Here is an 11,616-nt window from a genome sequence, read left to right on the forward strand (position 1 = left end):
CTGTTCTAACATTTAAATCTGGGGTTCTTTATGGTGGGTGGGGTGGCATGGGGGTTTTGGCGCGAGGGGGGGCCCCCTTAACACTTCGGTGACCGGCCCCCGACCCGCGGAATCGTCTACTGCTGGGGGTGCTGCTGCTGGAACTGCTGCTGTCCGCCGCCCTGCCAGCCACCCTGTGACTGATCGGTCTGGGGCGGTGGCAGCTGGCCCTGGCCGCTTTCCTCCGCAGGCTTCTTCGCCGCAGACGCGGAGCCGCCCGGCTTGAGCGGATCGGTAACCGGCTGACGTGCAACATCTTCTGCTGCACGAACCGCCTCGGCGATCGTCGGATCGGATTTGGTCTCGAACCACTCGGCTACTTCTTCCGAATCGTCCTCCGGCTTGGGCAGGTCGTCGTCGTTCGTCGACGGCTCGTACCGGAACACGCCGTCCTGACCCGGTGCCCCGAGAGTCTTGGCGAAACCCTTCAAGGCATCGCCGAAGTCACTGGGCACCATCCACACCTTGTTGGCGTCACCCTGCGCCATCTCCGGAAGCGTCTGAAGATACTGGTACGCCAGAAGTTCCGGCGTCGGCTTGCCCGACTTGATTGCGGCGAAGACCTTTTCGATCGCCTTCGCTTCACCCTGAGCCTGCAGGTACTTGGCAGCACGATCACCCTGTGCGCGCAGAATCTGCGACTGCCGTTCGCCTTCCGCGTTCAGAATCGACGCCTGCTTGGCACCTTCGGCAGCGAGAATACGACTCTGTTTGTCACCCTCTGCAGTCTTGATCGAGGACTCACGGTGGCCCTCCGCTGTCAGAATCGTCGCCCGCTTCTCACGGTCCGCCTTCATCTGCTTCTCCATCGACTCCTGAATCGACGGAGGCGGATCGATGCTCTTGAGCTCTACACGTGCGACGCGCAGACCCCAGCGTCCGGTCGCCTCGTCCAGCACGACACGGAGTTGACCGTTGATCGAGTCACGCGAGGTGAGGGTCTCTTCGAGTGTCATTCCGCCGACGACGTTACGAAGTGTCGTGGTGGTCAACTGCTCGACCGCGGCGATGTAGTTGCTGATTTCGTACACGGCGGCCTGCGGGTTGGTGACCTGGAAGTACACGACCGTGTCGATGGACAGCGTCAGGTTGTCCTGCGTGATCACAGGCTGCGGCGGAAACGACACGACACGTTCACGCAGATCCACCTTCGCGCGGATCCGGTCCGCGAACGGAATCAGAAACGTCAGCTGACCCGACACCGTTCGCGAATAGCGACCGAGGCGTTCGATCACCGCTGCTTCGGCCTGCGGCACGAGGGCCACGGACTTCGCCACCACGACGGCGACGAGTAGTACGAGTACGACAAGCACTATGAGTGCTTCCATCTAGGGTCCCCTCCATACGACGGCGGTTGCGCCGTCAATTTCCATTACGGTCACGGTCGTTCCCGGCGGATACACCTCGGTCGTGTCCATCGGTCGCGCCGTCCAGACTTCACCGTTCAGCTTCACTTGCCCGGTATCGGTGCCCACCTCCTCGAGCACCAACGCCTGCTTGCCGGGCAACGCGTCGATGCCCGTCGGGATCGCAGGTGGCTTCGAGTACCTGCGCAGCAGCATCGGGCGGACCACGACGAGCAGTCCTATCGACATCACCCCGAACACGATTGCGTCCACCCACAACGGGAAGTCGGTAACGGCACTGACCCCCGCCGCGGAAAGCGCGCCGCCTGCGAGCATCAAGAGAAAGAAGTCTCCGGTCAACGCTTCCGCCGCGGCGAGCAACACCCCCGCTACCAGCCAAATCAATGCAGCCACAACACCATCTAACCAGAATCGGACGAATCGACGGTGACGAAGTCCACGAGCTGCTCCACTGCCCCCAGGAGTGGCGCTTCGAGGTCGCGGAACGAATTCACAGCCGAATACACCCGCCGCCAGCCGTCTCGCGGTGTACCCCAGCCCAACTCCTCGCACACGCCCGTCTTCCAGTCCGTGCCGCGGGGAATCTTCGGCCACGCCTCGATTCCTACCGCGGCGGGGCGGACGGCCTCCCACACGTCGATGTAGGGATGGCCGGTCACGAGCACGTGCGGACCCAGGCCCGTCGTGAGGCCCGATTCCTTCGAACTGGTCACGAGATGGTCGACGAGCACCCCCACACGGCGGCCCGGTCCAGGGGCGAACTCGGCCAGGCGCTCGGCCAGGTTGTCCAAACCCTCGAGATGTTCGACGACCACGCCTTCGACCCGGAGGTCGTGACCCCACACTCGTTCGACGAGAGCAGCGTCGTGCACACCCTCGACCCAGATGCGGCTCGCGCGCGCCGTGCGCGCACGCAGTCCCTCGACCTTGGTGGAACCCGAGGCGGTGCGCACGGGGCCGGTGCTCGCCGGGTGCGCAGCGGGCTTGGTCAACGTCACCGGTCGGCCGTCGATGAGGAACGCGGCCTCCCGCATCGCGAACAGCCGGGTCCGGCCGGCACCGTCCTCGAGGCGTACGAAATCTCCGTCGTAGGTCTTCTCGAATCCGACGACCGCACCACAGAAACCCGTTGCCGCGTCTTCTGCCACGAGATCGCGTTCCGCGACAACGGTAGGTGCCGGAGTCTTCTGCCTACGCGGGTGTCCTGCAAAGATGTCGCCGTATCTGCTGCCTCCACTCACGGCCGACAACGCTATGTCAGACGCACCGCTCGCCACACTCCGCCACGCCGACATATGCTGGTTGATCGTGACTTCTCCGAGCGCAACTCTGACCGCGTGGGCCGGCGCGTGGCTCCACGGCCTGAGCGCACCAGACGACGTGGTCGACGCCATGCAGGAATGGGCGCCGATGCACCTGGTGTGTGCCGAGAACGCCGTGACTGCGGGCCGCACCGGCCTTCCCTGGCCCGACCCGCAGGACTCGGGCGCCGCCACCCTGTTGGGGACACTCCGCCGGGAAGCGACAGTGGAGTCCGAGCTGCGACTGGTTCTCCCCGAGCCAGGAGACGTACGCGGCCTGCCTGCCGATACAGCATTCGCGAAGGGCGCGATATCGTCGGGTCAGGGTGTTCTGATCGGCCGGCCTGGACACGCCGGCACGGGACTCGTGCCCACCGTCGAGGGCCCGGACGTCCTGAGGTGGACTGCGTACACCATCGACGAGACACCGATCGACGCCGACCAGATTCCCCTCGGCGAGGCCGAATACCTGATGCGGGAGGCGACGCGCGAGGCAGCCTCGGCAATTTCCGGGTTACACACCGTGGGTGCCGACACCGCCACGCATCCACGAGAAGTGATCGCCGAGGCCCTCGCGCATACCGGTCGTCACCGCTACCCGGACTCGACGCCTGCGCGGGTACTGCGGGTCCTCGATTCCGCAGATCGCGTCGACGCCATACTCTCCGCGGCCGTACGGCTGTCTCCTGCCGACCCACTCACCGCAGCCTCCGGCACTCTGGCGGAGCTGCTACGGCCGCTGGGAAGGTCGGTACGCCTCGCTCGCGCGGCTGCGATCAATTCGACAACGAGGGCCGCCCGGACGTCCTGAGCGGTGGCTCGCAGCACCCGCTGCCGCAGGGACTGCCGTTGGTCGATGCCCCCAACAGCGGTGCCGTCCCGAGCCGGCGAACCTCACCACCGGCAGTCAGCTCGTCGACGAGTTCGAGGACCATGCGGGCGAACCGCTCGTCCGTGCCCGGGGTCGCGACTCGGGTGAATTCGATTCCCAACTCACGCGCCTTCTCCTCGGCCTCGGTGTCCAGGTCCCACACGACCTCGAGATGGTCCGAGACGAAACCGACGGGGCATACCACTACGGCCGGCACTCCGGCCTCGGCGAGATCGTCGAGATGGTCGCAGATGTCGGGCTCGAGCCAGGGGATGTGAGGTGGTCCGGACCGGGACTGCCACACGAGGTCGTAATCCTCGACGCCCACCGATCCCGCGGTGAGCCGGGCCGCTTCCGCCACCTGCCGGCTGTACAGGTGGCCACCGGCACTGGGCGGCCCAGCGGCAGCGTCCGCACTCGTGGGTACCGAATGGGCGGTGAACACCAGTCGCGCCTTGTCGCGAACGCCCGAGGACAGGCGCAGGCGGGCGGCCCGAACGGCATCGGCGAACGAGTCGATCAGTAGCGGATGATCGTAATACTGACGGAGTTTCCGGAGTTCGGGGGCGCCGTCACCCACCGAATCGCGGGCACGCGCAATGTCTTCGTGGTACTGACGACACCCCGAGTAACCACCCCACGCGGACGTCGGAAACACCAGCGCCGACTTCACACCCTCCGTCCGCATCCGGTCGACCGTGTCCTCGATCATGGGGTGCCAGTTTCGGTTTCCGAAATAGACCGGCAAATCCTTTGCAGCGCCGGTCAATTCGGATTCGATACGAGAGATGATGTCACGGTTGAGTGCGTTGATCGGTGAGACTCCACCGAAATGCATGTAGTGCTCGACGACAGCATCCAGACGCTCGGGTGGGACTCCCCTGCCCCTCGTGACGTTCTCGAGGAAGGGTCTGACGTCCTCGGGCTTCTCCGGGCCCCCGAACGACAACACGAGCAGGGCATCGACTTCGACGTCGATCGGGCCCGCTGCAGAAGAGGCATGCATGGCTTCCATACTGCGTGATGTCGTTCAGGGGTGAACGTTCGGGGTTTCGTCAGCCGCCCATCGCGTGCGCGCCCCCGTCGACGTACACGATCGAGGCGGTGGTGCCCGGAAGCCAGTCGGACAGCACCGTGCACACGGTCTTGGCGACCGGCTCGGGATCGCCGACGTTCCAGCCGATCGGGGCACGCTCGTCCCAGGCGGTGTTGAGCTTGTCCATCTCCGCCGCGGGGCCGGTTGCGGTACCGGCGATGGCCTTGGCTGCCAGAGTCTTGATCGGTCCGGCTGCCACCAGGTTGGACCGAATTCCGCGATCGCCGACTTCCTTGGCCACGAACCGGTTGACCGCCTCGAGGGTAGCCTTCGAGACGCCCATCCAGTTGTAGAACGGCACCGCCCGCGAGGGGTCGAAGTCCATGCCGACGATCGAGGCATTGTCGTTGAGGACCGGCAACAGTGCCTTCGCCAGCGCCGCGTAGGAGTACGCGGACACCTCGAACGCCACACCCACATCCGACCAGGGAGCGTCCAGGAACGGGTTGCCCAGGCACGACCGGGGTGCGAAAGCGATCGAGTGAACCACACCGTCGATTCCCTCGGGCGCGACCTCACGTACGCGATCCGCGAGGGAAGCGAGATCCGCTTCGTCCTGAACGTCGAGCGAGATGGCCGGCGGAACAGGCTTCGGGAGACGCTTGGCAATACGGTCGATGAGCCGCAGACGCTCGAACCCGGTGATGATCACGTTGGCGCCCTGTTCCTGGGCGGTCTTGGCGACGTGAAAAGCGATCGACGAATCGGTGATGATTCCGGTGACCAGAATGGTCTTGCCCTCGAGCAGTCCGCCCATGAGGATTCCTCCTGTGATGAAGTGAAGTCGATGAATGTGACGCGAGTCCGAAGAGGTCTCAGTGGCCCATTCCGAGGCCACCGTCGACTGGAATGACCGCACCGGAGACGTATGCGGAATCGTCCGAGGCGAGGAAGCTGACGACCGCGGCGACGTCCTCGGGCTGTCCGACGCGCTGAAGCGGGATGGCTTGCACTGCCATGTCGCGATACTTGTCCTCCATGGCCGCAGTCATGTCGGTGTCGATGAACCCGGGGGCGACCACGTTGGCGGTGATGGAACGAGACCCGAGCTCACGAGTCAGCGAGCGCGCGACACCCACGATGCCGGCCTTGGATGCGGCGTAGTTGACCTGACCGGGGCCACCGGCCATGCCGACGACCGAACCGAGGAAGACGAAGCGGCCGAAGCGGCCTCGCAGCATCGAACGGGTAGCTCGCTTGGCGACCCGGAACGCACCGGTGAGGTTAGCGTCCACCACCTTGGTGAACTGGTCCTCGGTCATTCGCATGATCAACGTGTCGTCGGTGATTCCGGCGTTGGCGACCACGACCTCGACTGGCCCCTGGTGTTCTTCGACTTCCTTGAAGGCACGATCCACCGAGTCCACGTCGGTCACATCGCACTGGACGCCGAACAGCCCGTCCGGGGCACCCGAACCACGATGTGTGACGGCCACCTTGTGCCCGTCGGCGGCGAGCCTTTGTGCCACGGCCAGACCGATACCACGGTTGCCACCGGTGACGAGGACCGAGCGTGGATGCTCCACGGCCCGTGCGGACGCGCCGTTCGTTTCTGCTTGAGACATGCGTTCAACCTATCTGGTCGATTTTCGGAATGTGTCGTGGACTTGGCTGTGAGAACTACGGTATGAATCGATCCCCTGATCAGGGCAGTCGTTGACGGAGGACCAGCCCGAGGACCAACCCGGACGTGGCGAACAGAACGCCGAGGATCAGCCAGGGTCGGCTGGCGTCACCGCGGGTGGTTTCGAAACCGATCTGTTCCTCGAGGGTGTCGTACACCGCGCGTAGTTCCTCGAGGCTCGAGGCGGTGAAGAAACTGCCTCCCGACAGGTCCGCGATTTCACGCAACGACGGATCGTCCACCGGAACACCGATCCGCTGACCCTCGATGTCGACGTACCCGTTGCGGGTACCGAACGAGATCGTCGACACCGGGACACCCTTGTCCTTGGCCTGACGCGCTGCGGTGAACCCACCACGTGGGTCGTCGGGGTTCTCTGGAACGGTCTGCTTGCCGTCGGACAGCAGAACGATGCGTGCAGGGGGCGCCTGATCGCCGCCACCGAGAACGGCCGACAACGTGTCGATCGACTGCAACGAAGTGAACACGGCTTCGCCCGTTGCGGTTCGCTCGCTCAATTGAAGGTTGTCGATCGCTGTGGTGGTTGCGTCGCGATTGGTGGTGGGAGACACGAGAACGGATGCGGTGCCGGCGAAAGCCACGAGACCGAGATTGATACCCGGTGTCAGCCCCTCTGCGAACGACTTCGCTGCGTCCTGGGCCGCGGCGAGGCGGCTCGGATCCACATCTGTTGCCTGCATCGACAACGAGACGTCGATCGTGAGAATGACCGTTGCGCGATTGCGGGGAACCCGCTTGTCGTCGGTCGGACCGGCGAGCGCCACCGTGAAGAACACCAACGCCAGCACGAGTAGCAACGCAGGAATGTGGCGCCAACGGCCGGGCCGTGCGGGCGCGACCTTTTCGAGCAACGCGAAGTTGGTGAAACGAAGAGTGTGCTTGTGACGCTGCCGCTGCACCCACAGGTAACCGAGGACGAGCCCCGCGATCACCAGAAGAAACAGCAGCCACCACGGTGACGAAAACTGCGAAAGACTCACCTGTGCGACCCCTGATTCTGCGAACCCCGATTCATCGCGGTGCCGTAGCTGTGTTTGCGGGCGGACACGAAGCGCACCACGTCGGCGATCCAGTCACGATCGGTTTCGAGCGACAGAAGCGGTGCGCCGCAGCGCCGCAATGCCTGTTCGACCTGAGTTCGGTGCTGCGACGCCGCCCGCGCGAAATCGGCGCGCAACTGCGGAGTCGTGGTGAACTCTCGCGTTCGACCGGACTCCGGATCGTGAAGTACGACGTCACCGATGTCCGGAAGCTCGAGGTCCCGGGGATCGAGTACCTCCACACCGAGCACGTCGTGCCGGACGGAGATCGCACGCAGTGAACGTTCCCAGTCGAGCGGTCCGAGGAAGTCGCTGATCACGACCGCAAGACCACGTCGACGTTGGGGCCGGCGCAGGGACTCGATCGCACCGTGCAGATCGCCCCGGACGCCGTCACCGGCGTGCGGCGTGGTTGCGATCCTTCGCAGCATGGCCTGGGCGTTCACCCGGCCCCCGCGTGCGGGGATGCGTAGCGTCCGCTCGCCGGTGGACACGATCGCACCGATCCGATTGCCGCCGGCACTTGTCAGATGGGTGATCGCAGCGGCGGCAGCGATCGCGAGGTCACGCTTCTCGCAATCGGCGGTGCCGAAGTCGAGGCTCGCCGACAGGTCGACGATCAACCACGTTTCGAGTTCGCGGTCGGCCACGGACTGCCGCACGTGTGGATGCGTGGTTCGGGCAGTGACCGACCAGTCCATCTGACGAACGTCGTCTCCCGGCTGATACTCGCGAGCATCCCCCGGCTCCGAGCCCGGCCCGGGAATGAGACCGAGATGGTCGCCGTGCAACACACCGTCGAGCCGCCGCCGTACGGTCAGTTCGAGCGTGCGCAGAGCCGCGGACAGCTGGGGGTCACGAAGATCTCCGGAACGAAACGAGGGTGGTGCACTCGCTCGCGTTCCGGCAGCACGTGCACTCACCGTTGCTGGCTCAGCGCCGCAGATCCTGTGGCGGGTGCAACCTGACCGGGAGCTCCGGGGGGAACAGGTGCGCCCGAGGGCGTCTGGGTCGGCTGTGCGGCGATCTGCGGAAGTCCGACCGTCTGCAGCACTCTCGCGATCACGTCGTCGGGCGAAACCTCGTCCGCGAGGGCATCGTAGGACAGAACCAAACGGTGACGAAGCACGTCCGGCACGACCTCGAGGACGTCCTGCGGAACGACGTAGTCACGGCCGCGCAGCAGAGCCAACGCGCGTGCCGAGGAAATGATCCCGAGCGTGGCGCGCGGCGAAGCACCGTACGCAATCCAACCCTTGACGTCCTGCAGACCGAACTCCTCGGGCGTACGGGTCGCCGAGATGACGCGCACCACGTAATCGACGAGCGCGTGGTGCACGAACACCTGGCTCGCGACCTTCTGCAAGCGCACCAGTTCGTCCGGGTCCAGGATCTGGTGTGGTTCCGGTGCCGCCACACCCATCCGGTACACGATCTCGCGCTCTTCCTCGACCGACGGATAGTCGACGAGCACCTTGAACAGGAAGCGGTCTCGCTGCGCCTCGGGCAGGGGGTACACGCCCTCGTTCTCGATGGGGTTCTGAGTTGCCATCACCAGGAAGGGATCGGGCATGTGGTACCGCTTGCCGCCGATCGTGACGTGGCGTTCCGCCATGACCTCGAGCAGTGCGGACTGCACCTTCGCGGGTGCGCGGTTGATCTCGTCCGCAAGGACGAAGTTCGCGACCACTGGACCGAGTTCGGTATCGAACTCCTCCCGACCCTGTCGGTAGATGCGCGTACCGATGAGGTCGGTCGGAACGAGGTCCGGTGTGAACTGGACACGGGAGAAAGTTCCGCCGACGACCTTGGCGAACGTCTCGACCGCGAGGGTCTTTGCCACACCCGGGACACCTTCGAGAAGGACGTGTCCCTTCGCCAGCAGGCCCACCAGAATTCGTTCGACCAGACGATCCTGACCGACGATGACACGCTTGACCTCGTAGATCGCCCGCTCGAGGGTCTGCACGTCGTACGCGAGGGTCTGTGAGGGGGCCGCGGGGGTGGACTTGGCACCGGACCCATTGGTCGCACCCGACCCTGCCGATCCGGAGTTGTTCAGTCCCGAGTTCGACGTCCCGGACGTACCGGGACGGTCCGCCGGACCGGAGTCCTTTCGTGCCGAACCGCTCGCTCCCGCATCGTCACGTGAGGTCACCAAGAATCCACCGCTTTCACCTAGATCGTTCTTCCCGAGTCACATACTTGCCCGACTGTTCCAGGTGCAAGCAACCCCCGCCGTAACCAAACGCGATCCGCTTCACGGAGTCCTCGGTCGTCTTGAACAAGTCACTGTCGAACACGTCCCGATCATGCCGTCACGACGTGACCATCATGATCTACGACACCATACGGACAGCGTACGGGGTCATGCCATCCCACCGCACCGGCGAGATTTTCACCGATGATCCCGACTGCGGGGCCTCGAGCATCTCACCGTCACCCAGATACAGGGCTACGTGCTGACTCGCATTCGGTCCCCAGAACAGCATGTCGCCGCGCTTCATCTGCGACGACGGAATCTGCTCCCCCGCCGTGTACTGGTATCCGGTGTAGTGCGGGAGCGAGATTCCGATACCCGCGAACGCGTAGATCATCAGTCCGGAGCAGTCGAAGCCGACCTTGTTGAAGTCGCCGTAACTGTCGGCCACACCGCCGTCGCGAATACCCTTGGTCGGTCCGTTCTCGTCGCCACCACCCCACGCGTACGTGACACCGATCTGCGACAGCCCTCGGTCGATCACCGTCTCGATCGCTGCCTCGCCGGTGAGCGTAGAGCCCTGCGATTCGGTGTCGGAATCCTCGTCACTCCACTCGTCCGAATACTCGTCTTCCGTGGAGCCGTCCTCCGTCGAGTCTTCCCCACCGGTGGAGTCCTCGAGCGCCGTGTGGGAACGCTGTCCGGCTGCGAGGGCCGCCGCACGATCCCGTGCCGCCTGGTTGGCAGCGAGGCGTGCCTTGGCCTGGGTGGCGGCCTCCTGCGCGGCAGCGGCCATAGCTGCGTTCTGCGCTTCTTCAACCCTTCGCTGTTCGTCCCAGGACGCGTATGCGTCGCGTTGGCCTTGCAACCCGGCTGCCTGGCCACGCGCCGCGTCGAGTTGTGTCTGAGCGGCGGCGCGATCGGTTTCGATCGCCGCCTTCTTCTCGGTCTGCGCCGCCAGCGCGTTCCTGGCCGTCTCGATCGACTGCTCGGCTTCCGCCTTCTTCGACTCGGCGGCAGCGGCGGCAGCGTCCGCTTCCTCTTTGGCTTGGCGATTCTCGGAATCGCGATTGGCCTGCTCGGTGCGCGCACGCTGCAATTCATCGAGAACCGCGTTCTGATTCGCGGCGAGAATCTTGAGGATCTGGGCACGGTCGAGAACGTCGCCTGGCCCCTGTGCGCCCAAGTACGTCGAGATCGACGACACGTTCGCGCCCATCGTGTAGCTCGACACCGCGAACTTGTCGAAGTCCGTCTGCGCGAACTCGATCATCGCGCCGGCGTCACGAAGGGCTTGCTGCGACAGTTCGACTGCGCGCGCGGCCGCGTCCACGACGCCTCGCGCGTTCTGAAGATCGACGAGAGCGCGGTTGACGTCCTCGCGCTTGATCGCGACCTCGTTGTCGAGTTGCGCGAGTTGCGCGTCGGCCTGAGCAACCCTGTTGATCAAGTCGCTCACCTGACCGACACCGACGTTCACCTGGGTGTCGGCTTGTTCGAGTTGTTCGTCGCTGGGGTTCGGTGGCGGGGGCGGCACAGCTGCCGCCAATCCCGGAGTGCTCCCGACGAGAGCGCCGACGATGCTGATTCCGACCAAGAGGCGCGCACCGCGACTTCTCGGGCGAGAGCGACTCCAGCGGTACGGCCCGCTCGGCGATTGTCGCTTCACAAATCTCTCCCTCGGTTCCGACACCGAACGCGACGAGTCGTGTCCGGTGCGGGGAGGTCCGTACCGCAGTCGGTTCCACCTGTGGCCGGATACCCCGAACCACGATCGTCGCCACATGGGTCGACAATCACCAATCTGCGACACTTCTTCCCCAAAAGCGCCAGATGCACCGTACGACACTTCCGGACGCTTTGGAAACTTTGGCCACAAATAACACAGTAGTAATTCGTCGAGGCTGAATTGGAAGTGAATTCCCCACTGCGCGGGCACAACTGCGAGTAGAGAGAAGTGGGGGGGGCGCGGCGCGCCCCGGGCGGCCCCGGGACGGGGGGGGTGGGCGGTGTTCAGCGGGGTGGGGCGGGCGGCGCGGGAGGCAGGAGCGGGAGGG

Annotated in this window: 11 protein-coding genes; 1 reads left to right on the forward strand and 10 read right to left on the reverse strand. The window is 64.9% G+C overall.

What is annotated here, in order from left to right; genetic code table 11:
* Nucleotides 1-116 precede the first annotated feature (116 nt).
* The 3 genes from ACFWO3_RS09100 to ACFWO3_RS09110 are packed head-to-tail and all read right to left on the reverse strand — an operon-like array spanning nt 117 to nt 2,647.
* Nucleotides 117-1,367, reverse strand: coding sequence for an SPFH domain-containing protein (locus ACFWO3_RS09100; RefSeq protein WP_378576336.1), 1,251 nt, complete (start codon nt 1,365-1,367; stop codon nt 117-119).
* Complete coding sequence (locus ACFWO3_RS09105; protein ID WP_378576338.1) at nt 1,368-1,799, reverse strand: NfeD family protein; 432 nt, start codon at nt 1,797-1,799, stop codon at nt 1,368-1,370.
* Nucleotides 1,800-1,807: 8 nt separating this feature from the next.
* On the reverse strand, nt 1,808-2,647 hold the full coding sequence (locus ACFWO3_RS09110; RefSeq protein WP_378576340.1) for a DUF3097 domain-containing protein: 840 nt from the start codon (nt 2,645-2,647) through the stop codon (nt 1,808-1,810).
* Nucleotides 2,648-2,714: 67 nt separating this feature from the next.
* Between ACFWO3_RS09110 and ACFWO3_RS09115 the strand changes: the two genes are divergently transcribed.
* Nucleotides 2,715-3,518 (forward strand): hypothetical protein, encoded by an 804-nt coding sequence (locus ACFWO3_RS09115; RefSeq protein WP_378576342.1) that lies wholly within the window; start codon nt 2,715-2,717, stop codon nt 3,516-3,518.
* Here ACFWO3_RS09115 and ACFWO3_RS09120 read toward each other — a convergent pair.
* From ACFWO3_RS09120 to ACFWO3_RS09150, 7 genes are all read right to left on the reverse strand, one after another.
* A complete protein-coding gene (locus ACFWO3_RS09120; protein ID WP_378576345.1) occupies nt 3,484-4,593 on the reverse strand; it encodes a ferrochelatase in 1,110 nt (369 codons plus the stop codon). The two genes, ACFWO3_RS09115 and ACFWO3_RS09120, sit on opposite strands and share 35 nt — an antisense overlap.
* A 40-nt stretch (nt 4,594-4,633) precedes the next feature.
* Nucleotides 4,634-5,431: an NADH-dependent enoyl-ACP reductase InhA gene (gene inhA / locus ACFWO3_RS09125; protein ID WP_378576347.1), complete on the reverse strand. Its 798-nt coding sequence runs from the start codon at nt 5,429-5,431 to the stop codon at nt 4,634-4,636.
* Nucleotides 5,432-5,489: 58 nt separating this feature from the next.
* Nucleotides 5,490-6,239: a 3-oxoacyl-ACP reductase FabG1 gene (fabG1, locus tag ACFWO3_RS09130; RefSeq protein WP_378576350.1), complete on the reverse strand. Its 750-nt coding sequence runs from the start codon at nt 6,237-6,239 to the stop codon at nt 5,490-5,492.
* Between the two features lie 79 nt (nt 6,240-6,318).
* Nucleotides 6,319-7,299: a VWA domain-containing protein gene (locus ACFWO3_RS09135; RefSeq protein ID WP_378576352.1), complete on the reverse strand. Its 981-nt coding sequence runs from the start codon at nt 7,297-7,299 to the stop codon at nt 6,319-6,321.
* Nucleotides 7,296-8,282, reverse strand: coding sequence for a DUF58 domain-containing protein (locus ACFWO3_RS09140; protein ID WP_378576354.1), 987 nt, complete (start codon nt 8,280-8,282; stop codon nt 7,296-7,298). The genes ACFWO3_RS09135 and ACFWO3_RS09140 overlap by 4 nt, the downstream gene beginning before the upstream one ends.
* Entirely contained in the window at nt 8,279-9,421 is a 1,143-nt protein-coding gene (locus tag ACFWO3_RS09145) for an AAA family ATPase (RefSeq protein WP_378576658.1), read from the reverse strand. Before ACFWO3_RS09145 ends, ACFWO3_RS09140 begins: the two co-directional genes overlap by 4 nt.
* Nucleotides 9,422-9,698: 277 nt before the next feature.
* Entirely contained in the window at nt 9,699-11,228 is a 1,530-nt protein-coding gene (locus ACFWO3_RS09150; protein ID WP_378576357.1) for an NlpC/P60 family protein, read from the reverse strand.
* Nucleotides 11,229-11,616 lie beyond the last annotated feature (388 nt).

This window comes from Rhodococcus sp. NPDC058521 (assembly GCF_042719695.1).
Classification (GTDB): domain Bacteria; phylum Actinomycetota; class Actinomycetes; order Mycobacteriales; family Mycobacteriaceae; genus Rhodococcus_F.

Coding starts and splice junctions, on each gene's coding strand:
- ACFWO3_RS09100 (WP_378576336.1), bottom strand. CDS start 1,367: ATGGAAGCACTCATAGTGCTTGTCGTACTCGTACTACTCGTCGCCGTC.
- ACFWO3_RS09120 (WP_378576345.1), bottom strand. CDS start 4,593: ATGGAAGCCATGCATGCCTCTTCTGCAGCGGGCCCGATCGACGTCGAA.
- inhA (WP_378576347.1), bottom strand. CDS start 5,431: ATGGGCGGACTGCTCGAGGGCAAGACCATTCTGGTCACCGGAATCATC.
- fabG1 (WP_378576350.1), bottom strand. CDS start 6,239: ATGTCTCAAGCAGAAACGAACGGCGCGTCCGCACGGGCCGTGGAGCAT.